Origin of the sequence: Borreliella afzelii, assembly GCF_014202295.1 — a bacterium.
In the GTDB taxonomy this organism is placed as follows: Bacteria; Spirochaetota; Spirochaetia; order Borreliales; family Borreliaceae; genus Borreliella; species Borreliella afzelii.
Genome location: NZ_JACHGM010000002.1, coordinates 55,201 through 81,776 on the forward strand (window position 1 = coordinate 55,201; position 26,576 = coordinate 81,776).

Sequence of the window (26,576 nt, forward strand, 5' to 3'; positions counted from 1 at the left end):
AGGATGTTTTTATGGTTAGAATGGAAGATATTATTTCTCTTGCAAAAAGAAAAGGTTTTGTATTTCAGTCCTCAGAGGTTTACGGAGGTCTTTCTGGAGTATGGGATTATGGTCCTTTGGGAATTGAGCTTAAAGAAAATATAAAAAGAGAGTGGTGGAAGAGCATGGTATACTTGCATGAAAATATTGTGGGTTTAGACAGTGCTATTTTTATGCGGTCTGAAATTTGGAAAGCATCTGGACATATTGATGGTTTTTCAGATTCTATGGTTGATTGCAAAGATTGTAAGAGTAGATTTAGAGCTGATTTTGTTGATTTGTCAAAAAATTGTCCAAATTGTAAAGTTGGGAATAATTTTACTTCTCCGAGAAATTTTAATTTAATGTTTAAGACCCATATTGGAGTGGTAGAGGACAGTTCTAGTGAGATTTATTTGAGACCAGAGACAGCACAAGGAATTTTTGTTAATTTTAGAAATGTTTTGGATTCTTCAAGACTTAAGATTCCTTTTGGAATTGCTCAGGTAGGTAAAGCGTTTAGAAATGAGATAGTTGCTAAAAATTTTATATTTAGAACATGTGAGTTTGAGCAAATGGAGATGCAGTTTTTTGTTCATCCCAAGCAAATAGATGAATGGTTTTGTTATTGGCAGCAAAATAGAATGAATTTTTTTATAGAAACCCTTAAAATTAGGCCCGATAGATTAAGATTGAAAGCTCATAATTCAACAGAGCTTGCTCATTATGCAAAATCTGCATTTGATATTGAGTATGAATTTCCGTTTGGATTTCAGGAAGTAGAAGGTATTCACAACAGGGGTAATTATGATTTAACTCAGCATTCTAAATTTTCTAACAATTCTAAGGTATTTGAGTATCATGATTTGTTAACAAAAGAGAGATATGTTCCTTATGTTATTGAAACTTCTGCGGGGCTTACAAGGTCTGTTTTAATGACCCTTTGTGATGCTTATTCTGAGGAGGAACTTTCAGATGGAGATAAGCGTATTGTTTTGCGATTACACCCTAAGTTGGCTCCTTACAAGATTGCTATATTTCCTCTTGTTAAAAAAGTTGAGCTTGTTGAGGTTGCTAGAAGGATTTATGTGGAGCTTTGTGATGATTTTCATATATTTTACGATGATAGTGGAACAATAGGCAAAAGGTATAGACGTCAAGATGAAATAGGAACTCCTTATTGTGTAACAGTAGACTATAATACTATTGAGGACGAAACAGTTACTGTTAGAGAAAGAAATAATATGACTCAGAAGAGAATTTTTATTAATGATTTATATTCATACATTAAAACAGAGATTTTAAATTATAAAGAGGATGTTAATAAATGAATCTTGCGTTAAATCTTTTACATAAGCGCGGATTTTTAAAGCAATGTACATCTTTAAAAGTTTTAAGTGATCTAATGGATAGAGAAAAAATAGTTTTTTATGCAGGAGTTGATGCAACATCTAGTTCTCTTCATATTGGTCATTTGATTCCTTTTTTAGCGATGATGCATCTTAGACAACATGGTCACATACCAATTGTTTTGATTGGAGATTCTACAACAAAAATAGGCGATCCTTCTGGAAAAAGTGAGATGAGAAAGATTTTATCTTTAGAAGAGATTAGCAATAATGCTTTTTCGATAAAAAATCAACTTCAAAGAATAACGAAGTTTAGTTCAAAATGTTTTATTCATAATTCAAATTGGTTAGATAATCTCAATTATATTGAATTTTTAAGAGATATTGGTATCCATTTTTCTGTTAATCGTATGTTAAGTTTTGAAACTTATAAAAAAAGGCTAGATTTTGGACTTTCATTTATTGAATTTAACTATCAGCTTTTGCAGTCTTATGATTATTATATGCTTAATAAAATTAGAAATTGTCGACTTCAAATTGGTGGTGATGATCAATGGGGGAATATTATCTCAGGTATTGACTTGATTAGAAAAAAAGCCGGAGTAGAAACTTTTGGGCTTACATTTCCACTAATTACAAGAAGTGATGGAAAAAAGATGGGTAAATCAGAAAAAGGCGCTGTTTATCTTGATTCTAGTCTTTACAGTATTTATGATTTTTATCAATATTTTAGAAATACTTCAGATTCTGATGTGAAAACTTTTTTATACCTTTTTACTTTTTTAGAAGAAGATGAGATTGAATTAATTTCAAATTTTAAAGGCAATTCTTTAAATAAAGCCAAAGAGATTTTAGCTTTTGAGATAACTAAAATTGTTCATGGAGAAGCAGAGGCTTTGAAAGTTCAAGAGGCATCCTTTGCTGCATTTAGGGGGAGCGGAGATAGAAGTAATATTCCATTTTTTAAATTTAGCTTTTCTAACTTAGAAGAAGAGGTATTATTGATTAATTTAATGCTAGATTCAAAGATTGTGCCTAGCAAGTCAGAAGGCAGAAGATTGATTGATTCCGGAGGGGTGTATATCAATGGTAAAAGGGTGGAAAATCAGAACCATTGTCTTACTAGAAAGGATTTTAATAACAATGAAATTGAATTAAGAGTAGGTAAAAAAAAATTTTTACGAATTGTTTTATAGTTGATTTTGAATGTATGACAGAAGAGCTTTAAATTGTTTGTTTTTTAACACGTTTTTGTTTTTCATGGAGTCTAAGCATCTTGTTTTTACAGAAGAGCATATTTTTTATGGGTTGATTAAAAGTGATAAAGTTAAAGAACTGCTTGACTTGTGTACAATTGACTTTTATAAACTTAATAAACATCTAGAAGAATTTTTTGGCAAACTTCCCTTAAGAAACAATTATATCCCAGATTATGTTTCTAGCATAGATTATTTGTATGACGATATAATCAGTACTCTTTTTTTTTATAAAAAACCTTATAAAATACAAGAAAAGGATTTATTGTGGGTACTTGTCAAAAAAAGAAAAAATAGCATTTTAGATGCGTTGCTTAACTCAGGTTTTAATTTGACTATTTTTGACAAACTCATTGAAGTTCATGATTATTTGGCTGTAAATACTAAATCCGATTCAGGTTATGGCAGTGAATTAATTGGAGAATATATTCATAATAATTCGCCAAAAAGTAAAGGAGGCTTTCATATTTTTGATGATAATCGTGATAAGCCAGATCAAAATAATATTTTTTTAGAAAATAAAGACTCTATTGGTAATTTTTTAACAAACGTTATTGATGCTTTAGATTTAAAGCAAAATCCTTTAATTGGCAGGAAGCAAGAATTATCTCGTTTAATTCAGGTAATACTTAGAAAGCATAAAAGTAATCCTATTCTATTTGGAGAACCTGGTGTTGGAAAAACAGTATTAATCCAAGGTCTTGCATATAAAATAAAAACAGAGAATGTTCCAAAGGATTTAATAGGATATGAAATCTATTCTCTTGATATTGGTAGGCTTATTTCGGGTACTAAATATAGGGGAGATCTTGAGAGTAGAATGAACAGGGTTTTAGATTTTTTAAACTCAAGAAAAAAAGTTATGCTTTTTATTGATGAGATCCATATGATAGTAGGGGCAGGAGCTACTTCATTTGGCAGTATGGATATTTCTAATTTATTAAAGCCTATTCTTACTTTAGGAAAAATCAAATTTATTGGAGCTACTACAGAATATGAATATAGAAAATTTTTTGCAAAAGATAAGGCTTTAATGAGAAGGTTTCAGAGCATAGAGCTTAAAGAGCCCAATTTTGAGGATACCTATAATATTTTGCAGGAGATTAAAAAAGATTATGAGAGACATCATAATGTGGAATATACGGATGAGGCAATACAAGCTTGCATTGCCATGTCTCAAAAATATATTAAAGATAGATTTCTTCCAGACAAAGCTTTTGATATTTTAGATGAACTGGGTTCTAAGTTTAAGCTTGAAAACATAAAAAGGATCATAACAAAAGATGATGTTTGTGATCTGATTAAGTCTATTGTTGGCTCTAATATTTTTAATTTTGAAGAGTATAATAGCGAATTGTTAATTAATTTGGAAAATAGAATAAAAAAAGAATTCATTATACATGATAGTTTAGTATTTGATTTGATATTAAATATAAAATTATTAAAATTCAATTTACTTGCCAATAGAAGTACTATTGGCATATTTGCTTTTATTGGTGCTTCTGGAGCGGAAAAATGCAAATTGACGGATATTTTATCAGAAGAGTTTAAAATTCCGAAATTTAATCTTAATATGGGCGAGTATAGTGATTTTACTTCTCTTGATAGATTGATTGGCCCTGTTTTAAGTAATGATGGGTATTATGAATCTACTAGATTTTTCAAATTTTTAAACAAATCTTCTAATTCTATTATTTTCCTATCAGATTTTGATAAATGTAATAAAAGGGTTTTAGATTTTTTTTTAGAGGGGTTTAGAACTGGCAAGCTTTTTGATGGTCTTGGGAAAAAGGTGAGCTTGTCAGAAAGTTTAATAGTAATAAGTGTCAATGCTGAGAGTAATGAGCTTAATAGTATTGGCTTTAAAAATAAAATGGCAGGGGAAAATGATTTTGATCTTATCTTAGAGAAGAGATTCCCCAATGAATTTTTAGAGTTAATAGATTATGTGTTTGTATTTAAATCTATTGATGAGTTAGATTTTGAAAAAATCATTTTTAATGAGCTTAATCGTTTTGCTAGAATGTTAAGAGATAGAAAATTTGATGTTTTTTTTGAAAAAAGTGTTGTTGATTATATTCGGGAAAAGATTTCTGGAAAAGGTTATGGATTAAAAAGTGTTAAAAAGTTTATATTCAAAGAAGTGGGAAAGCTTTTAATAGATGAAATTCTTTTTAAGAAAATTGAAAATTCTGGTAAAATAAAAATCTATTTAGATAAAACAATAATAAAATATGAGTTTTTATAAGGTTATAGGGAGTATTTATGAAAATATCAGTAATAGGAGCGGGTGCTTGGGGAACAGCTATTGCAAAGTCTTTGGCAGATAAATTTGATTTTAATATTTTTTTATGGTCTTTTGAAGAAGATGTTAAGAATGGTATTAATAATGATAATGTTAATGCTAAATATTTAAAAGGAATTAAATTGCCAAAAAATTTGGTTGCAAGTTCAGATTTGTTTGAAGTTGTATCGATGTCTGATTATATTTTCATTGTAACGCCTTCTCTTTTTACTGTTGATATTTTGAAAAAATTGGATCAATTTTTTAATTCTTTAAAGATAAAGCCAAAATTAGCAATACTTACAAAAGGGTTTATTACTTTTAATGGAAAAACTCAGACAGTTATTGAAGCTGCTGAGAGAGTTATGAAAGGGTATAAAGACGAAATTACTTATATTGTTGGTCCAAGCCATGCTGAGGAAGTTGGACTTGGTGTTATAACAGGACTTGTTGCGGCTAGCAATAACAGAGAAAATGCATATTTGTTTATTAATTTATTTGCTCAAACCCCAATTTCTTTGTTTTATAGCAATGATGTTTTTGGGGTGCAAATAGCAGCAGCGTTAAAAAATGTGTTTGCAATTGCATTTGGAATTTTAGATGCATATAAATTGAATTATCCTAATTTAATAGGGAATAATACAGAATCATTTTTATTTTCAATATCTTTAAATGATATAAAGGATATTGCAATTGAGCTTGGGGGAAGAAATATTGAAACATTTTTATTTTTGTCTGGTTCTGGTGATTTAGATGTTACTTGTAGAAGCATATTTGGAAGAAATAGACGGTTTGGCAATGAAATTGTTAGCAAAAGCATTTTAGAAAGCTTTTTTAGTATAGATGATTTGATAAATAATATTGAAAAAATCGGATATTTGCCAGAAGGAGTTTTGGCTGCTAAATTGATTTTTTCCCTTTTAAAAGAATTAAATCGTGATCTCAATTCTAATAGTTTGTTAAGTGTTATATATAAAATTTTGAATAAAGAGTTGGGGGCTGAATCTGTTATTGAGTATATGAGGGGTATTAGAAAATAAAATAAAGCCTCTGCAGAGGCTTTATTGTTTTTGATCATTCATCATATATAAAATTTTATTATAAACATCTTCGATTATTTCAAAATTCATTACAATTTCTGTAAGTTCATTAGATTTAATAGTTCCTATTATGTTGTCATTTTTTGTTAAATCGTCTCTTTTGACTAAAGAATTACTATCTACTAAAATTTTTATTCTTGTAATGTCTTTTTTTATATTTTTAATATTTTTGATTCCTCCAAAGCATTCTACAATATGCTCTGCTACTTTGATTTTATTTGTTTTTTCTAAATCTATCATAGCAATTTTATTCTTTGTAGAAAGCTTTGTATGCCAAGTAAGCATTGTATAAATCAAATTTGGAAGTTATTTCCATTGGAGAATGCATGCTTATAACAGCTGGTCCCATATCTATTGTTCTTATTCCATAGCCAGCTAAGAATTTAGCAACAGTTCCTCCTCCCCCTTCTTCTACTTTTCCAAGTGTTGCTACTTGCCAGGCTATATTGTTTTTATTTAATAATTGCCTAATATAAGAAACAAGCTCAGCATCAGCATCGCTGGCCATGCTTTTTCCACCATGTCCTGTGTATTTCATTATGGGTATACCATAGCCAAGTTTGGGAGCATTTTGTTCGTCATGAACTGAGCTAAATAGTGGGTTTATTGCTGCACAAACATCAGCAGAAATGCTTTTTGAATTCCATAAAGCTTTTTGGACGTGAAGATTATTGTATTCTGATTTTTTAATTTTAAAGATCATATCAGAAACAAAATATTCAAGATATCTTGAGTCTAATCCAGTTGAACCTGTTGAACCAATTTCTTCTTTATCCACAAGAAAGCAAATAGCTGTTTTGTTTGGAATCTCTTCAAGATCAAATATGGATTCTAGTGAAGTGTAGACGCATATTTTGTCATCTTGTCCATAAGCACCAATTAAAGCTTTGTCAAATCCAACGTCTTTTGCTGTTCCTGCGGGTACTATTTCAATTTCTGATGATACAAAATCTTCTTCTTCTATTTTATATTTTTCTTTTATTAATTGTAGAGTTGCTAGTTTAACTTTATTTTTTTCTTTTGTTTCGATTGGAAGGCTTCCAATTAAAATTTTTAGATTTTCCCCTTCAATAATTTCATCTGATTTTTTATTCCTTTGTATTTTTCTATCAAGATGGGGCAAAATGTCAGGAATTACAAATACAGGATCGTTTTCATTATCACCAATATTAATTTCAACCTTTTCTCCATTTTTTAAGAATATCACACCTCTTATTGAAAGGGGCGTAGATAACCACTGATACTTTTTTATTCCCCCATAATAGTTAGTTTTAAGAAATACAAGTTCGTTTTCTTCAGAGATTGGCGAAGGTTTTGCATCAAGTCTTGGTGAATCTGTGTGAGAGACAATTAAGTTCATTCCATTTTCAATAGGATTTTTGCCAATAATAGCAAAAGCAACAGTTTTTTCTCTACAGGTATAAAAAATTTTATCGCCCGGCATTAAATTTTTTTTCTCTTCAGCGTTAAGAAATCCCTTTTTTTTTGCTTTATCTAGGGCATAGGATGCAACTTCTCTTTCTGTTTTAAATTTACTTATAAATTTTTTGTAATTTTCGGAAAAATTGAAAATTTGATTTTTTTCTTCTTCGCTTAAAGATATCCATGGATTTTGCTTTTTCATTTATAAGACCTCCTCTTTTATTTTAACATTTTAATTGTTTTTAAAGTGTGTACAAAATAAATTATTTATTGTAAACTTACCTTTAATTTTAATATTATGAATTTAATATTATGAATAAATCTAAGGGAGAATTTTTATGTATAAAATTGGTTTTTTAAAAAACTATTTAATAATAGGGTTTGTATTATTTTTAATAATTGCGTGTACCTCAAAAGATAGCTCAAATGAATATGTTGAGGAGCAAGAGAATAACTCTTCGAAAATCGATGATGCTTCTAAAATAGATGAACATACTATTGGGCATGTTTTTCATGCTATGGGAGTAGTTCATTCAAAAAATGATAGAAAAAGTTTAGGGGAAAATATAAAGGTTTTTTATTTTTCTGAAAAAGATGGATACTTTGAAACAATACCTTCAAAAGAGGGTGCAAAGTTGATAGTTTATCTTTATGACAATATTTATGCAGGAGAAGCTCCAATTAGTATCTCTGGAAAAGAAGCGTTTATTTTTGTTGGCATTACCTCTGATTTTAAAAAGATTATAAATAGTAATTTACATGGTGCTAAAAGCGATCTTATTGGCACTTTTAAAGATCTTAATATTAAAAATTCAAAATTAGAAATTACAGTTGATGAGAATAATTCAGATGCCAAGACTTATCTTGAATCTGTTAATTATATTATTGACGGTATTGAAAAAATTTCACCTATAATAATGAATTAATTTGTATTTTTGATTTTTTAGGCTTTAATTTTAAATTAAAGCCTATCTTAAAATCAAACTCTCAAGTCCTTTTATTAAAATTTCTGCTGTTTTTACGTTAGTTGCAAGCGGTATTTTATGTACATCACAAAGCCTAATAAGAGCTGATACATCTGGTTCGTGAGGCTGGCTTGTTAGTGGATCTCTAAAGAAGAATATGGCTAAGACATTTCCTTCAGCCACTTCAGCTCCAATTTGCTGATCTCCCCCCATAGGGCCCGATTTATATTTAACAACCGTAAGATTGGTAGCTTGTTGGATTCTGGATCCTGTTGTTCCTGTTGCAATAAGCTTGAATTTGGATAAGAAGAGATGGTTTTGTTTGACAAAATTTACCAAATCATCCTTTTTTTTATCATGCGCAATTAATGCTATTTTTTTTTCCATCAATTTTATTCCTTTTTCAATGTAGAATACTTTTTATTGAAATTTAATAAAATATACTAATGGCTAAATTTTTAGACTTTGATGTCTTTTAGAATTTATATTGGTTCTGGTTTGTGCCATAAAAATCCTTGTCCATAGTCTATTTCTAGTTCATTTATTTTTTTTAATATTTCTTCATTATATACAAATTCGGCAATAATTTTTATATTTTTTGTATCTGCTATTTTTTTAATAGATTTTATTATTACAAAATCTATTTCACTGGAGTTTATTGCTTTTATGAAAGACCCATCTATTTTAAGCAAGTCTATTGGCAGTGTTTTAATATATGAGAGTGATGTATGTCCGCTTCCAAAATCATCAAGTGCTAGTTTGATCCCAAAACTTTTTAATTCTTGAAAATATTTATTTATTATCTCAAAATTTTCAAGGATTCCAGTTTCTGTAATTTCTAAGCATATATTTTGAAGTGGGATTTGGCTTTTGAGTAAAGTATCTCTTAAAAAGATTCGAAAGTTTTGGGATTTTAGTGAATAAGGAGATATGTTGATTGAGAAAACGTGAATTCCATTTTTTGATACAAAGCTTTTATATTCTCTTAAAGCCTTTTTAACCACTAATTTATCAACCTCAACAGTTAAATTATATTTGTCTATTAAGCTAAAAATTTGATCGTTTGGAATTGGTTTACCCATGTGGTCAAAAAGTCTTGTCAAGATTTCTATTTTAGGCTTTAAGTTCTTTTTAAGAGGATTTATTTTTTGATAATAAAGAGTAAAAAAATCATTTTTTATTGCTTTGAGTATATATTGAAAGATTTTGTTTTGATTTTTTAAGATCACTGCTTCTGGTAGTTCTTCTTTGTATATAATGGGATTAGAGTCTTTATATTCCGATGATATTTTTGTAGCCATCATTAATTTAGGGATTTTGAATTCCAAATTTTCTCTTAAATTTACTTCTATTATTCCGATATTGAATTCAAATATAATAATACCTTCTTTTCTTAATGCTAGCACAATTGTTTTTTTGATTTTTTGGGCAATTGAGATTATTTGATTTTCATCACCACTTGTACATATAATTACTATTAAATTGTTATTTTTTAGCTTAAAAATATATTCAGAGTATAATGACATTATTTTTAAATACATTATTTTAAGTATTTTTACATTAAGCTTTTCTCTATCCTCTTTATATTCATATTCTGTTGTTAGGGATAGGTCTAAATTAAGTAAATATATTCTTTTTTTTTTGTAAATATCCATATGGTTTACTAGTAATTTTTCAATTTCTTTGGCATTTTGTATCTCGTCTTGTGAACCAATAATTTCTAGATATTTATAGTTTTCTATTTCATTAAAGTTTGGTATTTCTTTGATTGTTATTAATTTGTCAATATTATTTTGATCGATTGTGCTAATAAATACATCTACATATAGTTTTTTATTATTTTTCAAAGTTAAAAGACAATTGGTTATTAATATATTTTTAAATTCAGGAATAGAATTTGTATGGTAACTTAAATCTATTTTTTTTAACTTTTCCCAATCTCTAATATCTATGTCAGTTACTTTGATTGTATTTCCAGAGGTTTTCATTGGAAGATTAAGATTTTTACTACCTTTTTCATTGATATAAATAATTTCATTTTTGGTGTTTGTGATGATTACTATTTCTTTGATAAGTTCTGATAAATTTAAGAAGAAGTCCAAAGTTGTGTTTTGATTGTCACAAAAGAGTTTTTTTTGGTGTATTAAGTTTCGCTTATATTCTAATTCGCTTATATCTTTTATTATTTCTATGTGATTAAGTTTTAAATATTCCTTATCAAATTCTTCATTGCTAATTATAATGGAATGGATTTTGTTTGTATTTTTTAATTCATTTGCAACGTTTATTGAAAAATCTATTGGGTTTTCATAATTATAAATAATGGCAAATTTAATATTATTTTGCTTTACATATTCGCTGTATAAAGCTTTTTCAGATTTTACGATTTGAACTAAGTTAAAAATAGATTTAAGTTTTATAAGATCTCCAACATCAATTTCTTTTTTAGAGATTACAACAGAATTTATATTTTGAAAATTATTAACCCCTTTCATTTTATTGGTTTGCTCTTATTTTAATTTTTGTATGTCAAGTTAGTATTGATTTTGTTTTTTTATCTGATATTTTTTTGGTGACTATTATCCAAATCAAACCTGAGAGCATTAGTGCTAGTGAGAGAATTTGTCCCATTGATATGTTTAAAAAAGAAAAATCGGACAGACTTTTAATTGGCTTGTAGTTTATTATAAATCCAAGTTCTTTGTCTGGTTCTCTTAAATATTCAATAAAGAATCTGAAAAAAGCGTAAAGCATTATGTATACACCAAAAATAAATCCATCATATTTTTTGATTTTTCTAAACAAAAACCATAGTAACATGAAAGTTACAGGTCCTTCGAAAAATCCTTCAATAAGTTGAGAAGGTACTCTTGGAAGATTTATTAGCAGGTCATGAGGCAAAATTTCAATCCCTACGGATGATGCAAATTCTTTTACACCTGGTATATTTGTGTCAAATGGTTCTGCATTAGGGAATATTATTCCCCCTTTCATCACTCTTCCATAAAGCTCTGCATTTGCGAAATTAGCAAGTCTTCCAAGCATATAGCCAGAAGAAAAAGCTATTGATCCATAGTCTGTTAGTTTTAGAAAATATTTTTGAACATTCGTATTTTTAAGTTTTGTATTTATTGTGATTAGAGGTGCAATTATTGCGCCTAAAAAACCGCCATGAATGGCCATACCTCTAAAGCCTGTAAAATTCCAATCTTGGTCAAATGGTAAAAGGATTAACCAAGGATGAGAATAATAAATCCCTGATTTGTCGTAAACTAAGGTAGATGCCAATCTGCCTCCTAAAATTGCTCCAAGTACAAGTGAGAACATAAATGTTTCATAATCTTCTTTTTTGATATCAATTCTGTCTGATTGTATTTGATACCAAATAAATTTATAAGAGATTAGTATAATAAAAATGTAAGATAGGCTATACCATGTAATTGGTATACCTTGAATCACTTCAGGATGCAACCAACTTGGGTAATTTATATAATTTGGCATTAGACCTCCTTAGCCTTTTTAAGCTTTTCAAAAAGCTTTTTTTTAAATAACATATTTTGCTTTTTTAAGGTTTCGATTTCTCTTTTCTGAGATTTTATTATATCAATAATTTCGCTGCTGTCTATTGTTTTGTTTTTTATCAACGATTCAAGGTATTCAATTTTTCCAATATATTCTTCTTGAGCTTCTCTTAGTACAAAATCATAACTTTCATTTAAATCTTCTTCGTTTAAAAGCTCAGCATCATTTGTTAAATCTTCAATTTCGATCAATTTTTTTGCAATTTTTTTTATACTTTTAGAAGTTGAGCTTGTGGGCTTGTAGATAGTGATAGGGATTTTGCTGTTTAAAGCTTGATCAACCATTTCATCTTTATAGATTGCTCCAATACTTTGTAAATTTATGCTTAAATAGTTTTTCGCTGATTTTATTATTTTTTCGGTTTTTTCAATGTCATTGGGGGTTTTGAGCATATTAAATATTATAAAAGGACAAATTGTTTTAAACAATTTATTAAATTTAGAGTAATTTTCAGGATCTTCGTTTTCTAGCTTTAACAGCAAATTAGGTATATATACCCTTTGAAGATCAATTGAATTTTGTTTTATTGTGCTGAGAATTTCATTTCCTTTTGTTCCTTTTTTAAACACGCTTGATAACAGTCTAAATATTATATTTTTAAGAAATAAATATGCATTCATTGTAGCTGTTACTGTTGGTGTTGTTACTATTATTCCTCTTTTTGACATTAAAAAAAAGTCTATAATGTTAAAAGTTGTTCCTGCGCCAAGATCAATCACCAAGTAATCATATTTTAAAGATTTTAAATTTCTTATTATAGTTTTTTTTTGAGAAACAGCTATATTAGCAAGTTCTGGGATGTCAGAATCTCCTGCAATGAAGTTTAGATTTTTAATTCCAGAGTTAATAATAATATCTGAGAAATTAATGTTTGTTTTTAAAAATGTGCCGATACTTTTTTTGGGCGTAATGTTTAACATTGAATGCAAATTAGATGCTCCAAGGTCAAGATCAATAAGCAAGACACTTTTTCCTTCATTTGCCAGGCAAATTGCTATGTTTACCGATAAAAGAGATTTGCCAACTCCCCCCTTACCGCTGGCTACAGGAATAATAATCAAGCTTTACTCCGTTGTTTTTATTTTTGCTTTAATTAGTGATAAAATTGTTACATTAAATGCTAGATAAACCACTGTAATCCCTAAAAGTATAGCCAGAGAGGTTTGATAGACGTATATTTTCAAGGTAAATCCTAAGACAAATAATAGCAATGTTAATATTATTTGGAATAATTTAGTTATTACTATGATGCTGTGAAGAATTTTAAATTTTTCATAAATAAAATAATAGAGTGTTAAATTGGCCATGAAAAATTCAGGTGAGTATAAAATAAATGTTAGCATAAACTTTATGGAGTAATGATTAATAAAAATCAATCTATTGATGGCTTGGTATAATAAGACTAAAATTAAAAGGCTTTCGATTATTTGTAACATAACAAGGCTTACTCTTGTTTTTTGAAGGCTTTGTTTTTTTTTAGGATGTGAGTTTAACATAGTTTTAAAATATTATATTATGGAAATAAAATCAAGTTTTAATTTTTGCATTAGGAATGAATAAATGAAAAATAAATTTTTAATAGGCGTGTATTTTTTATTGACTTTAGGTATAAGCTCTCTAGTAATTGTTGAATCTATTTTTGCTTTTGATGAATCTAATAATAATAAGTTATCAAGATCTAGTTATGAGCAGATGATGATTCAGGCTTTTGAATTTGTAAAAGAAAATTATGTTGATCCTGTAAGCGATGAAGTGATTTTTGAAGGTGCTTTAAAAGGAATATTTCAAGCTTTGAATGATCCTTATTCTCAATATTTGACAAAAAAGGATTTAGAAGAGATTTCGAAAACAACAGTGGGAGATTATGTCGGTATTGGAATTTCTATAATAAAAAAAATGCATTCTCAAGATAAGCAAGACAAGGCAAAAGATCTTGATCCTAATAGCGCTTGCGTTTCTATTGTTACGCCTTTTGAAGGAGGTCCGGCTTATAAGGCTGGAATTAAATCTGGAGATTGTATTACCGCTGTTGATGGCAAGAGCGTTTCTTCTATGGAGGTAGATCAAGTTGTTGATCTTTTAAAGGGTAAAGAGGGTACAAAAGTTAAAGTGTCTATTCTTAGGGGCAAAAATTTAACATTGGATTTTGAACTTACAAGAGAGAAGATAGAAATACAAACAATCAAGTATGATGTTATTAATCCAGATATTGGTTATGTAAGAATAGTAAGCTTTAATCCGCACACTTCTGCAGATTTTAGTAAAGCTTTAGATAATCTCAAGAATAGGAATATTAAATCTTTGATTTTAGATTTAAGACTTAATACTGGGGGATATTTTCAGGCAGCTATAAAAATGGCGGATGATATTTTATCTAAAGGGACTATTGTTTCTACAAAGTCAAGAAATTCTAGCAAGCCTGTTGATTATAAAGCAAGCTCAAAACAAGTTTTACCCTCAGATATAAAAATTGTTGCTTTAATAGATAAATCATCAGCATCAGCCTCAGAGGTTTTTGTAGGGGCCTTAAAAGACAATAAAAGAGCCTATATTATAGGCGAAAAGTCTTATGGCAAGGGACTTATTCAGCATGTAGTTCCTTTTTATACTGGTGGCTTTAAAATTACAAGTTCAAAGTATTATACTCCATCTGGAAAGAGTATTCATAAAATTGGGATTGAGCCTGATTTGGAAATAAAATCCTCAGATTTTTCTGAAGAGGAGGCATTAATATATAAAGAAATTTTTGATAAAAAGCTAGTAGAAGGCTTTTTGAAGGGTAAAAAATCTATTACTGAACAAGAGATTGATTTTTTTGTTGAAAATCTTGTTAAAGAAAATCCAAAATATAAAATTGATAAAGAATTTTTAGGCAAGTATGTGTTTTTTAATTATTATCAAGATAATAATAAAGAACTGCCAATTTATAATCTACATTATGACAAGGCTTTAAAAGCGGCTTGTGAATATTTATCTAAATTAGGTAATTAAACTGTGAAGCAAATTGTTTTGGATGCTAATTGTTTAGCAGGTGATTTTGTTATTGTTAAAGATATGAGAATATATCATTATCTTATTAATGTAAGACGACTTAAAAAGGGTGATAAGCTGAACATTCTTTTAAAAGATAAGGAATTAAGGGCGTCAGAAATAGTAGAAATTGGTAGCAATTTTATTAAGTTTGCTACCAATAAAATAGATAAAATTGAAAAAAGTAATTTTGAGATAAGTATTTTTATTTCTAGTTTAAAGGGTAAAAAAATAGATTCGGTGTTAAGACAGGTTGTTGAAATTGGAGTTTCAGAAATTAATATTATTAATGCAGATCATTCTGTATCTAAAATAGATATAAGCAATACATCTGCCAAAACTTTAAGATTTTCAAAAATAATAGATGAGGCCTTGAAGCAAAGCGGTAATAAAATTGTTCCTAAAATTAATTTTTATAATAATTTTTTTTATTTACCTTATTCTTTTTGTACTACTAGATATTATGTTGCTCATCAAAGTGGAATGCTTTTAAGCAAGAATGAAAGTTTTGATAATTTTAGCAAAATTGGAATTATAATAGGTCCTGAAGGATGCTTTTCGAATTCAGAAATTACCTTTTTTAAGGAGAAAGACTTTACCTTTGTAAGGTTTAATACACCCGTTTTACGGGCGGATACGGCTATTATTTATTCACTTGCTTATTTTAAGGTATTGTTAGAGGATTGTAATGGCTAATTTAAAAGACATATATTCAAAACCAGACAGATTTTATTTTTTAGGTGTGCCTATAGATGTTTTTGACAGTCGCAGTAAGCTTATGAGTAGATTTGCTTATCTTTCAGGACATCCCTATCATTCAATAGTAATTTTTATTGGGTTTAAAGCTTTTCTAAAGGTTTTGATTTTTAAAAAGTTTAGAAATCGCATTAAAAATTCTTCTCTTGTTTTTTTAAATTCTAAGATTGTAAGATTTTTTTGTAGGATTTTTAAAAGAGTTAATATTGACTGTTATGATTCAAATGCAGTTCTTCTTATTTTAATGGGAATACTAGAAAATACCCATAAAACATGTTATATTATTGACAAGGATAAAGTAATTTCAAAGAAAAAATTTTTAAGATTGAAAGAATCTCATAAAGAAATTAGTTTTATTGGTTATTATGATTTAAAAGCTGTAAAGAGAAATAAAGAAATGTTTTTTGCAAATATTAATAAACTTACTCCTAGTGTAATAATAAGCTTTTGTAATGATAGATATCTCGAAAATTTATTTTATGAAAATAAATTTAGTATTAGGACCAATTTAAGCGTTTTTTTATGATCTTTTTAAATTTAACTATTTATAGTTTATGAGGTAAGTATGGCATTTCTGCTAAATCAATCAGTAGTTTATCCAATGCATGGAGTAGGTACTATTAAGGATATTAGAACCAGAGAGTTTAATGGCGAGATTATTGATTATTATGAAATACATTTCCCATTTAATGATATGATTTTTATGGTTCCTGTTGCTAAAGTTGACGATTTTGGAATTAGGGCTTTAGTTAGCAGAGAAAAGGTAGAAGAGGTTTTTGATGTTATTAAAAAGTTTGAAGGTCAAATAGATTCAAAAAAAATAAAAGATGGTGGTCATGAATTTTATAAAAAAAGTGATATTTTGGATACAGCAAAGTTATATAAATTTTTATATAAAAAATCTACTCAAAAAGAACTTCCTTTTTACGAAAAAAGGATTTTGAATGATTTTGAATTAATACTGGAGCACGAGATTAGCTTAGCTTTGCAGATTAGCTTTGAAGAAGCTAAGAAGAAGATTAAAAATATTTTAGTCGATAGTAAAAAGGCTTAAAATTTTTTCAATTTTTGAGGGTGAGGATTTGCTGTGTTTGATTCTTTAAGATTGATCTTTTTAATAATTTATAGGTTTATTTTAATATTTTGCCTTTTTTCTTTAATGTTTATTTGTACATTTTATTTAAAATATAAATTTTTGTATTTTAATTTTTCTATTTTTAGTTATAGTCTTTATTACAATGCTTATATTTATTCTTTTCCTTTGTCGCTTGTTGTTACTTTTATAAGGATGTCTTATCCTTATTATGGAATGGTTTTAAAGTCATCTAGAGAGTCTTTTTATTTTTATTGTATTATCTTTATTCTTATATTATTGTTTTCTTATTTAGGATTTTTGGTTAGCTACAGTTTTCATTCTTACTATATTGATAGCAATAGGAATAATAGTTTTATCCTTAAAGATGAAGTTGTGCATTTTTTAAATGGCAAAATAATATTTTCTAGCAATAGGCCTAGATTTTATGGTTTTAATGGAGTTTTAATCGTTTCAGAGAATGATAAAAATGATAAAAGTTTTTCTTATGAATCAAATCTTTCTAATTCTAGTAAGATCAATTTTATTGAGAATAATTTTTTAGAGCAAAAGATTTATAATAATTTTGTTGATTTTCTTTTCAGGGATTTAAAAATTTTGAATAATTTTTTATTCTCACTCAATTATTTAAATTTAATTTTTAATATATTGGGAATTTCTTTATTGTTATTTGCGTTTTCCTATGTTTTTAATCTTATTTTTTCAAATAGTTTTGCAATGTTTCTTTATCCCATTTTTATTATACTTTTTTTAAAAATTTATAATGTTTATTCAATTGAGTTTCCTAAGATTTACAATGTAATAATAGGAAAGAGCATGATTTCTGATTTTATTCCTTTTATTTTTTGTGTTTTAACTTTTTTTTCTACCTATTTATTTGGCTTTGTTTCAGAATATATTAAAATCAGCAAAGATTTGGATAATAATTTATATAAGGGTAGTTAATTCTTAAGGTTTATGAAAAGAGAAATATATGCATTTTTGAGCAACTTTATTGTTTTTTTATGTTTTTTTCTAAGTTTAATCTTTAGTTATTCTTATTTTTTTGGAGAAAATTTTTTAGAAAAGCATAGATTAATAGCGGCTTTTTTTGATTCTATTTTGGTTTTTTATAAGTATTTTTATGGGTTTTTTATTTTTATTGTTTGCATTTATTTTGCTTTTTTTGTTCAGCAAGAAATAAAGATTTATTTAAAATCGTATAATGGGTATTTATTTTCTAGACTTTATACATTTTTGCTAGTATTTTTTATTATAGGACTTTTTTTTACCTTTATATTTAATTTAATATTGCCTTATATAATTGCCCAGAGAAATGAGTATAAGTTTAGTTACGATAGATATAATCTTCTTGAAAGTGAAGCAAATAAAATATCTCTTAAAATTAAAAATATAGATATAAGTTTATCTTCAAATAGATTTTTTTTATCTTCTGATTTGTCAGATTCTATGAAGCAAAAGAGAAAACATCTTGAAAATTTGATTAGAATATATGATAAAATGCGAATTATTTATGTAAATAATGAAGAACTTTTAACAAACTATTATTTAGTAAAATCTGAATACAGTAAAATTCCAAGCTATGACGTTGATTTAGAAAAGGTTAAGAAAACTTTTTCACGATATCCTTTACAAAGCCTTAAAAAGCAAGATTTTTTTAATATTGTCAATGAATTTATTTCTCAAGCCGATTATTATACAGCTAATTATTTTGCTTATATTGCTTATGTTGCAACAAAAGATGATAGTTTTGTTTCGCTTTTAAATTTGACTTTAAAGTTTATTAATGAAAACAGGAATTTTGAAAAAGAAAAAATGCAGTTGATTTCCGAAGAAAAGCAAAAAAATTTTTTATATCTTAATACTGAAAAATTTAAATTAGCTTATTACGGTTTTTCAAAACTTCATAAACTATTGCCTAGTGATAATGAAATTTTGAATTATAAAAATAAATCGCTTGAAAAGCTGAGAAAAAGATATCTTTTTTTTGATGAGATTGAAAAATATTTTGAATATTTCGGAATAAACGATGTATGGTTATTGCAACCAGATTCTAAGAGAGGTTTTTATGATTATATTTATATGCAAAAAGTTGTCACCCTTAATAATTATTCTAAAATAATAAAAAATTTTGAACTTATTAGATTTAATAACACAGGAAATGTTATTTTGCATATTAAAATTCCGTTTGCTACCTTAAGAGGTAATTTTGTGTATCAAAATGTTTTAGACAAAGATAATGAGCAGAGCGAAATTACTCTTACCAAAGTCTTTGTGTCTAAGGATAGTTTTGATACAAACGTTTTAGAGGTTGTCAAGATTAATGAAAATGTAGAAAATTTAGCTTTATTTTCAAATTTTACTGAGGTTGGATTTTTTTTAAAAATTCAAAGTTTGTCAAGCGCTTTTCATAAGGTTACTATATTAAATTTGAAATTAATTAATATTTTTTCCTTAACTTTAGTTTTACTCATTTCTCCTATTTTGCTAGTTTTAATGGGAGCATTTTTTGTTTCTTTGTTTTCTAAAATAGAATTTAATTTCAATTCTAAGGTTATGATTGTTTTAGTCTCATTAATGATAGCTGTCTTCTCTGGGATTGCTTGTCTTTTTGTAAATTATTTTTTAATTATTTTTACCTCTCTTCTTATATATGTTTTTAATAGTGTGTACATATCTTTGGCTATCCTTTCTGTGTTATTAGGTTTTCTTATTTTCAAAATAATTATTTTAAATTATAAGGAAAGGCATATTTAATTTTTATTTTTTTTTAGATTCTTAATTCTAGAGAAAAACCATTCATTTATTAGTAAGTTTTCTTTTTCAATTGTTTTTTTGCTTAATACATGGGAATAGCTATTGATTTGAGTTTCGTCAATAATAAAAGGAGATATTCCATCAATTGAGTGTTTTATTTTTAAATTTAATTTTTTGTAGGGAGTAAAACCATTAGCAAATCCAAAACATATATTTGATTGAGATTGATTGTTTAATCCAATTAGGGTTTTTTGAATTTTTTTATCTAAAATCCAGTTGACAAATTTTTTAGTTAAAATAGATGTTTCTAAAATTCCAATAAAATTTGGGTTTGAGATAACAATTTCATTGTTATTGTTGATTAAGTATGAAAATTTTATTTGTGCTTTCTCTTGTTCGCTTAGGCTATTGTAGAAGGTTAGATCGCTCAATCCTGTTATTAAAGGAGATTTTTTATTAAGTAATATTTTGTTTAGTTTGAGGTAGCCATATTTATTAAAAAAATCTTTTTGCAAATCCATTTGTTTTTCATTTAAAAATGATGAAAAATATTCTAACATTTTTAAAATTTTATTTTCATTGTAATTTAATTTATTCTTTTCAAAAGAAAATCTCACATCATTTATTTCAGAGATCACATAAAATAAATTTTCAGAAATATAGGGTGATATAAAGAATTTTCCATCTTTAATGAAATTTTCGTATTCTTCTTTTAAATATTTAGTGTTTATGTATTTTTCAATCTGGTGTGTATTTTTATAGATTAAAATAGGAATGTCAAAACTTAATGGAATAATTTTGTAGTTAAATTGTTTGAAAATATGTTTTAAGATAGGATAATCTGGATTATAATTGATTTTTATAGATTTAAAATGGTTGGTAATATTTGTATTGCCAATGTTTTTAGAAATAATTATTTGCGCATTTTCTTTTTCTATTGTTTGTAGATCAATGTTATTCCTAAACTTAATTATAAAATTAAGTTTATTTTCGATGTTAAATTGATTTATATAAAATGGTATTGTTTTGTTATCAGTTAACACAATTATATTCTTATTTGTTGAACAGCTGGGGCTAATTATTAAAATTGCTGCTAGTATTAAATTTTTTATTCTCATAAAATTATTCAAGTTTTTTCTTTTATTTTATAATAAATTATGTATAATTTTTATAGTTAATATTGATTTCCATGTTTAATTGGAAAATAGAGCAAGGGAGTTGAAAAGTTTTTAGGGGGATATGAATTTGGGTTTCTTTGATTTTATACTTTCTATGTTTAGTATTAATAAAGAACTTACTTCTGAACAAATAAAGCAAAAAAGGCTAAAAGAAGTTAAAATTAATTTAAGCAGGGTAAGTAATTTTTTTAATGCTTCAAAAATCCAGGCTTTACCTCAATTTTCTAGATTTCTTTATAATTTTTATAAAATTTTTTCTCCCTTAAGGCCATTTGCCCAAAGATATAAAAATTCTAATAAAATTGTTCATTTTGTTGTTGAAAAATATTTAAATGAAAGTCAAAAGAAATCTTTAGATTATATTTATTCTTTTTCTGCAAGTGATAACATAAATTTTGCTTCAGATCTTCCTAAAAAATTGCATAATAATTTATCTTATTTGTTTAAAAACATAACACAAGAACAAATTAAATTAATAGATGAAACTTATGAAGCTTTGCATAATTTTTTTGATTTAGTCTTATATCAATACTATTTGGTTCTTAAAAATTTTGACAACTTACTTCCAGAAGATGATTTTGTATATAGGCCTAGATTCAGCTCTATAGGTTGTGGAGTTATTATAGATGATCTTAAAGATTTGTTAGAATGTATCTCTTGTGTTAAGAATATTTCTATTTGGAAAAATCTTTATGACATTATTTTAGAAATATATGGAAATAAGGAAGATTTTCCTATTAAATCAAATGTCTGGACTAAGATTATTTCTTCCATTTTAGATATAAATAAGAGTAAAGAAATTTTATATCTAATAAGATATGTTAGTGGAGATCCGGATTATTTTCCTATCTCTATTGGGCAAAAACCTAATCCAATAGCAAGAATATTTTTTAATGATCTTACTAAGCATGTTGCCACTGAAATTGAAAAAATTAAAGTTTTGCAAAAAAATAGCAAATCTAAAATATTAGCTGAACAGCTTTTTCCAGGAATATCTTTGTTAAATTTGGATAATTATAATGAAAAAATGAATGAAAAGATTATATCTAAAATTGTGAGTACCACAGGCTATATTTATTGTGAGCTTTTAGTTTATTTGAGAACATATACTATTCAATTTGTTAAAAAAGATCTTAATGATATTGTTAATTTACTTATTATTAAAGGACAATGGAAGCTTATAGAGCTTTCAAGGGAAATGTCTAATGATATGCATGCTTTGATTAATATTTATACAAGTCTTATTGATTTTGATTCTAATTTAGGAGAGCAAGGCGGCTATGGTAATAGAATAAATGCATTGCTACATAGAGCTTCTGTGGGAGATAAATCTTCAGAGAAATTATTGTTAAATATAATAGCAGATGTTAATAAAAAGGCTTTTACTATATCAAGTGAATATTATTCTAAAATTTATTCTATTGAGCAGCGTTTGCAAGATTGTCTTTCAGACTATTCAAAGGTATCTTTGGAAAGAGAGTTGATTTATAATTGGAAAGAGCTTGATATGGAACTTGCCAAAAGCTATGGAAACAATTTAAATTTTGGAGGTATAATGAAAAATATTTTAGGTAGTTTGGATTTATTTTTAAAGTTAGTGGATTTATATTTGGAGAAAAAATAAATAATTTTAAGGAGTGTCTAAATGGCTAGAAAGTGCGAGATAACAGGGAAAAAAACTATGTTTGGAAACAATGTTCCAAGAAAGGGTCTTGCCAAGAAGAAGGGTGGAGCTGGGCAACATATTGGAGTAAAAACCAAAAGAACCTTTAAGGTTAATTTAATAAATAAAAAATTTTTTATTCCAGATCTTGGAAGAAGTATTAACATTAAGGTTTCTGCTAATGCATTAAGAAGTATTTCAAAGATAGGACTTGATGCTTTTTTAAAGAAAAACTGCAAAAAAATAGAAAATTTTTTATAGATTTTAATTTTAGCAATTTTATGTTATTAAAATGCTACTTGATATCAAGTATTCTGGGGTATTAGTTGTTATTTTTGAGTCTGTAAATTCAAAATTTTTAAAAAGACTTAAAATAGTCATGATCGCATTTATGTTTTCTGGAAATATTTTTTTTGATTTATAGTTTTCTAGTATTAGATTAAGGCTGGGTGATTCTTCTTTAAGAAAAATATGCTTTAAATTTTCTTCAAGCTTTAGGGCTTTTTTTATATTTGTAGATTTTGAAGTAAAGTAAGATAGAAAAATAAATGAATTTTCTTCTTTGTTTGTAAAAGGTGCTAAAAACTCACAAAATTTTAGTAAATGTTTATTCCAAGTTTTCCCAAAAATTATTGGAATTATTTTTATATTTTTTTTTATATTGCTAATAAAATTCAATGTAATTTCAATTTTATGATCATTTTCGATTAGGGTATCGTCTATATTGATAAAATTTAAATTTTTTAATAATTTTAATATTTTTAGGTTTACTTTAATATTTTTATTAAAAATTCTCCAGACATGATGATCGGATATATTAATTAAAAAATTGCTTTTAGCTTCAGAGATTATAAATACATTATTAGTTTGATTTGATATTATTTTGTTAAACAAATATTCATTTTTAAAAAAAAACTCATAGCTTCCATAACCTGTTAAGATGGCTTTGTGAGTTTTTTTTTCTTTCAACTTAAATGATAATCTGTTTGTATTGTTTGAATAGAATATGTTTTCAACCAAGGGGTTTCTAACTTGTTTTATATATTTCGCCCCTTGATTGCATCTTCTACTGTGTTTATTTCCATAAATTCTGTTCCTTTGTCAATATCTCTATTTGGGTTGCCGGAAATAATTATTACAGTGTCTTTGTCAGTAACAATACCTTGTTCTTTTAATATTTTAAGAGAAGTTACTACAAATTCGGTAGTTCTTTTAAAATTATTGTCTACAAGATTAGAATAAACCCCGTAAGATAATGTTAATTCTCTTGCCAGTCTCTCGCTATTTGTTGTAATGAATAATGGAACACTTGCTCTGTAAGTTGCCATTATTCTTGCGGTTTTGCCTTTTAGAGAATCTACAATAATTGCTTTTACATCCATAATCTTTGTGGCATCGATTGCACATTTAATAATATAGTTTCTTGTAGTGCTTTTATCGTAGAAAAGTTCATCTTTATATAAGGTCCTTTTTCTGTGTTTTTCAACTTTTTTAGCAATGTTTGTCATCATTTTTACAGCTTCAATCGGATATTTCCCGTAAGCGGTTTCTCCAGATAGCATAATTGCGTCTGTTCCGTTTAAAATAGCGTTAGCAATATCAGATACTTCTGCTCTAGTAGGTCTTGGATTTTCAATCATTGTATGAAGCATTTGAGTTGCTGTAATCACAGGTATTCCATACTTTATGCAAGTTTGTGTGATTTTGAGTTGAGCAATGGGCACATCTTCTGCAGGAATTTCAACTCCCATATCTCCTCTTGCAACCATTATTCCATAAGATGCTTTTACAATTTCTTCAATATTGTCAATTCCTTCTTGATTTTCAATTTTGGATATAATTTTTACATCAGGATTTCCAATAGCATTTAAAATTTTTTGAACATCTTGAACGTCTTTAGAATGTCTTACAAACGAATGGGCAATAAAATCAACATTATATTTTGCTGCAAGTTCAATAAATCCTCTGTCTTTTTCAGTTACTGATTGCAGTTTAAGAGAAATACCAGGAGTATTTATTGATTTTTTATTTTTAATTTGACCATCATTTTTAATTTCACAAATTAATCGGTCGGGTAGTTTGGAAACAACAGTCATTTCAAGCTCACCGTCATCAATTAGTACTTTGGATCCTTGGGGTACTTCTTTTACAAATCCGTCATAATTAGTTTGAAGGCTGTTAGGCTCATTAATAGGCAAAGTTGAGATGATTACTTTATCTCCAGTTTTTACAATAATAGGATTTTCAATATTTGCTGTTCTAACTTCTGGTCCTTTTGTGTCGATCATTAGAGCTATTTTATTTGAAATTTTTCTAACATTTTCTATTACTTTTATTGTATCTTCGTGTGATTGATGGGCAGTATTTAGTCTTATGACGTTTACCCCCGCATCGTATAAATCTTTTATGTGTTCTGGCTCGCATCTAAGATCAGATATTGTTGCTACAATTTTTGTTAACTTTGAAATCATAAAGTTCTTCCTCCACTCTTATAAATTTTATGCTTTTTGTCTTTGAATAACAATATTTTGTTAAAAATTCAAAACTTTGCTTTGCTAAGTAGTATTTAGGTTTGATTTTTTATTTTTTTTATTAGATTTTCATCTAGCTTAATATGTAAATTTTTTTCTGCTTTTGGAATTACAAGACCTAGCTTTCCATTTTTAACTCTTCTTAAATTTTTAACTTGAGTGTAGTAAAGATCCGCTTTTCCTGATTTTTTTGCTAATTTTGTATAAAATACGCATAAATTACCAGCAGCTAAAAGTACATCAAGGCAAGGAGTTTTATTTTTTTGACTTTTAATAAAAACATAAGCTCCAGGATAATCTCTTGTATGAAGCCAATAGTCATTTCCTTTAACGCAATGTCTTAAAAGTTCATCGTTTTCTTTTGCGTTTCTTCCAATAATAATTTCAAATCCATAAGAGGTGAAATGCAATCCTATTTTTGACGTTTTTTCTTTTTTTTTAATGGCAGTTTCTTCTTGATTATATTCTTCTTTTGGAATGAAATTTTCGACCTTTAACATGGTTATTTTTGATTGAATAAGATTGAATTTATCCAGATTATCTTTCAATTGATTTTGTATGGTATTAAATGAACTTTTGCCTTTTTTATATGCTTTAAAATATTGTAAGGCATTTTCTTTTGGTGATAATGATTGATTTAACGATATTTTTATTTTTTCTTCTTTATAATTTAAGAGGTCTATTTCTTTAAGTCCTTTTTGTATTTTGTTAATATTTAATAAAATTAACTCACCTTTTTCCCGTTCATTTTCAATGTTTTCAATTAGTTTGATTTGTTGTTTTAAAGATTCTATTCTTTTTTCTAAAACAATTAACTCTTTTTTATATTTTTCAATAAGTAATTCTTTTATATTGGTTTCTTTAATTTGATTGCTGAGCGATTCGTAGTAATTTTCAAGAAATTCAGAATAAGATGTGTGACTGGCGTTATTGTATTCTTCTTTTAGGCCCATTATTTTTTTATCAGACATTTTATTGCTTTCATGTATTTCTTTAGCTTTTAAAAAGATTTCACCCGTTGTTTCTTTTATTTTTGGTCTTCTGTAATAAGCATCTAGTATTTTAAAGTTTTGGTTTGTAGCTATTATATTTGGAGAAGATGGCCACAATTTAATAAATAAGATAATTATGTCCTTTTTTAAAATCTCAAGAGAAATGATTCTTTCATTTTTCATTTGGAAAGCTTTTATAATTTTTCCATTTTGAATTTTTGATTTTAAGAATTCAGAAAACCTTAATTTTAAGGTATTCTTTTTGAATTTTTTTTTTGTTATATGGAATCTAGTAGTGCTTGGATTTAAAGAGATTAATATTTTTAATTTTTTATTTTCAATTTTATTGTAAATCTCTAAAATCAAACTTTTATAATCCGGTTGTATTATTTTTTTAATTAAAGAGTTTGTGAAAGGGATTTCTTTAATCAAAGTATTTATTTCAACGTAATTCAAAGACATTTTTACAAATCCTAATTCTTTAAAGGTGTTTATACCCAAACTTTAAATTTTTATTTTATGTATTAAACTATTACTATTAATAATAGTTTATTTGCATGATATGTAGTATTATAGAAATAAAGTTTATTGACAATAAAT

24 protein-coding genes are annotated in these 26,576 nt (G+C 26.9%); 13 read left to right on the top strand and 11 right to left on the bottom strand.

Features of this window, described 5'->3' with window-relative positions; translation table 11 throughout:
- The first annotated feature begins 11 nt into the window (after positions 1-11).
- Genes HNP63_RS02455 through HNP63_RS02470 form a run of 4 tightly spaced genes read left to right on the top strand, consistent with a single transcriptional unit; the run spans position 12 to position 5,947 of the window.
- Positions 12-1,349, top strand: coding sequence for a glycine--tRNA ligase (locus HNP63_RS02455; protein ID WP_048830580.1), 1,338 nt, complete (start codon positions 12-14; stop codon positions 1,347-1,349).
- Entirely contained in the window at positions 1,346-2,563 is a 1,218-nt protein-coding gene (gene tyrS, locus HNP63_RS02460; RefSeq protein ID WP_011600984.1) for a tyrosine--tRNA ligase, read from the top strand. Before HNP63_RS02455 ends, tyrS begins: the two co-directional genes overlap by 4 nt.
- A 10-nt stretch (positions 2,564-2,573) precedes the next feature.
- Positions 2,574-4,871, top strand: a complete 2,298-nt coding sequence (locus HNP63_RS02465; RefSeq protein WP_011600983.1) for an AAA family ATPase — start codon at positions 2,574-2,576, stop codon at positions 4,869-4,871.
- A 17-nt stretch (positions 4,872-4,888) separates the two neighbouring features.
- Positions 4,889-5,947 carry an NAD(P)H-dependent glycerol-3-phosphate dehydrogenase gene (locus HNP63_RS02470; RefSeq protein WP_015055517.1) on the top strand — a complete coding sequence of 353 codons (1,059 nt, stop codon included), beginning with the start codon at positions 4,889-4,891 and terminating at the stop codon, positions 5,945-5,947.
- 21 nt (positions 5,948-5,968) lie between these two features.
- Here the strand turns inward: HNP63_RS02470 and HNP63_RS02475 are convergent, their stop codons facing one another.
- Both HNP63_RS02475 and HNP63_RS02480 read right to left on the bottom strand, forming a co-directional pair.
- Entirely contained in the window at positions 5,969-6,247 is a 279-nt protein-coding gene (locus HNP63_RS02475) for a PTS sugar transporter subunit IIB (RefSeq protein ID WP_004790310.1), read from the bottom strand.
- A 7-nt stretch (positions 6,248-6,254) separates the two neighbouring features.
- The gene (locus HNP63_RS02480) at positions 6,255-7,631 is read right to left on the bottom strand and encodes an aminopeptidase (RefSeq protein WP_073999135.1); all 1,377 of its coding nucleotides are present in this window, start codon (positions 7,629-7,631) and stop codon (positions 6,255-6,257) included.
- Between the two features lie 136 nt (positions 7,632-7,767).
- On the opposite strand from HNP63_RS02480, the gene p22 reads away from it, so the two are divergent.
- Positions 7,768-8,355 (top strand): lipoprotein P22, encoded by a 588-nt coding sequence (gene p22 / locus HNP63_RS02485; RefSeq protein WP_004790579.1) that lies wholly within the window; start codon positions 7,768-7,770, stop codon positions 8,353-8,355.
- A gap of 42 nt (positions 8,356-8,397) precedes the next feature.
- Here p22 and mgsA read toward each other — a convergent pair whose 3' ends face one another.
- The 5 genes from mgsA to HNP63_RS07015 form a co-directional block, all read right to left on the bottom strand.
- Positions 8,398-8,781, bottom strand: coding sequence for a methylglyoxal synthase (mgsA, locus tag HNP63_RS02490; protein WP_183227129.1), 384 nt, complete (start codon positions 8,779-8,781; stop codon positions 8,398-8,400).
- A gap of 95 nt (positions 8,782-8,876) precedes the next feature.
- Positions 8,877-10,889, bottom strand: coding sequence for an EAL domain-containing protein (locus HNP63_RS02495; RefSeq protein ID WP_004790514.1), 2,013 nt, complete (start codon positions 10,887-10,889; stop codon positions 8,877-8,879).
- A 34-nt stretch (positions 10,890-10,923) separates the two neighbouring features.
- A complete protein-coding gene (gene lgt / locus HNP63_RS02500) occupies positions 10,924-11,895 on the bottom strand; it encodes a prolipoprotein diacylglyceryl transferase (protein ID WP_011600977.1) in 972 nt (323 codons plus the stop codon).
- Positions 11,895-13,037 (bottom strand): MinD/ParA family protein, encoded by a 1,143-nt coding sequence (locus HNP63_RS02505; RefSeq protein WP_004790727.1) that lies wholly within the window; start codon positions 13,035-13,037, stop codon positions 11,895-11,897. The genes lgt and HNP63_RS02505 overlap by 1 nt, the downstream gene beginning before the upstream one ends.
- A 3-nt stretch (positions 13,038-13,040) precedes the next feature.
- Entirely contained in the window at positions 13,041-13,472 is a 432-nt protein-coding gene (locus tag HNP63_RS07015; protein ID WP_014486372.1) for a hypothetical protein, read from the bottom strand.
- Between the two features lie 64 nt (positions 13,473-13,536).
- Between HNP63_RS07015 and HNP63_RS02510 the strand changes: the two genes are divergently transcribed.
- Genes HNP63_RS02510 through HNP63_RS02535 form a run of 6 tightly spaced genes read left to right on the top strand, consistent with a single transcriptional unit; the run spans position 13,537 to position 19,612 of the window.
- The gene (locus tag HNP63_RS02510) at positions 13,537-14,967 is read left to right on the top strand and encodes a S41 family peptidase (protein WP_183227131.1); all 1,431 of its coding nucleotides are present in this window, start codon (positions 13,537-13,539) and stop codon (positions 14,965-14,967) included.
- Positions 14,968-14,970: 3 nt separating this feature from the next.
- Complete coding sequence (locus tag HNP63_RS02515) at positions 14,971-15,702, top strand: 16S rRNA (uracil(1498)-N(3))-methyltransferase (protein WP_183227133.1); 732 nt, start codon at positions 14,971-14,973, stop codon at positions 15,700-15,702.
- Positions 15,695-16,288 (top strand): hypothetical protein, encoded by a 594-nt coding sequence (locus tag HNP63_RS02520; RefSeq protein WP_011600973.1) that lies wholly within the window; start codon positions 15,695-15,697, stop codon positions 16,286-16,288. The genes HNP63_RS02515 and HNP63_RS02520 overlap by 8 nt, the downstream gene beginning before the upstream one ends.
- Before the next feature lie 39 nt (positions 16,289-16,327).
- Positions 16,328-16,816 carry a CarD family transcriptional regulator gene (locus HNP63_RS02525; RefSeq protein WP_183227135.1) on the top strand — a complete coding sequence of 163 codons (489 nt, stop codon included), beginning with the start codon at positions 16,328-16,330 and terminating at the stop codon, positions 16,814-16,816.
- 33 nt (positions 16,817-16,849) lie between these two features.
- Positions 16,850-17,800, top strand: coding sequence for a hypothetical protein (locus HNP63_RS02530; protein ID WP_038850816.1), 951 nt, complete (start codon positions 16,850-16,852; stop codon positions 17,798-17,800).
- Positions 17,801-17,812: 12 nt separating this feature from the next.
- Complete coding sequence (locus HNP63_RS02535; RefSeq protein ID WP_183227137.1) at positions 17,813-19,612, top strand: hypothetical protein; 1,800 nt, start codon at positions 17,813-17,815, stop codon at positions 19,610-19,612.
- Here HNP63_RS02535 and HNP63_RS02540 read toward each other — a convergent pair.
- Complete coding sequence (locus HNP63_RS02540; RefSeq protein ID WP_183227138.1) at positions 19,609-20,742, bottom strand: hypothetical protein; 1,134 nt, start codon at positions 20,740-20,742, stop codon at positions 19,609-19,611. The two genes, HNP63_RS02535 and HNP63_RS02540, sit on opposite strands and share 4 nt — an antisense overlap.
- Before the next feature lie 109 nt (positions 20,743-20,851).
- On the opposite strand from HNP63_RS02540, the gene HNP63_RS02545 reads away from it, so the two are divergent.
- On the top strand, positions 20,852-22,414 hold the full coding sequence (locus HNP63_RS02545) for a DUF5312 family protein (protein WP_011600969.1): 1,563 nt from the start codon (positions 20,852-20,854) through the stop codon (positions 22,412-22,414).
- A gap of 21 nt (positions 22,415-22,435) precedes the next feature.
- Positions 22,436-22,714, top strand: a complete 279-nt coding sequence (rpmB, locus tag HNP63_RS02550) for a 50S ribosomal protein L28 (RefSeq protein WP_004790710.1) — start codon at positions 22,436-22,438, stop codon at positions 22,712-22,714.
- An 18-nt stretch (positions 22,715-22,732) separates the two neighbouring features.
- Here the strand turns inward: rpmB and amrB are convergent, their stop codons facing one another.
- The 3 genes from amrB to HNP63_RS02565 all read right to left on the bottom strand — a co-directional run bounded on the left by amrB (position 22,733) and on the right by HNP63_RS02565 (position 26,438).
- Positions 22,733-23,473: an AmmeMemoRadiSam system protein B gene (gene amrB, locus HNP63_RS02555; protein ID WP_183227141.1), complete on the bottom strand. Its 741-nt coding sequence runs from the start codon at positions 23,471-23,473 to the stop codon at positions 22,733-22,735.
- Positions 23,474-23,490: 17 nt separating this feature from the next.
- On the bottom strand, positions 23,491-24,924 hold the full coding sequence (gene pyk / locus HNP63_RS02560; protein ID WP_183227143.1) for a pyruvate kinase: 1,434 nt from the start codon (positions 24,922-24,924) through the stop codon (positions 23,491-23,493).
- 95 nt (positions 24,925-25,019) lie between these two features.
- On the bottom strand, positions 25,020-26,438 hold the full coding sequence (locus HNP63_RS02565; protein ID WP_011600967.1) for an NFACT RNA binding domain-containing protein: 1,419 nt from the start codon (positions 26,436-26,438) through the stop codon (positions 25,020-25,022).
- Positions 26,439-26,576 lie beyond the last annotated feature (138 nt).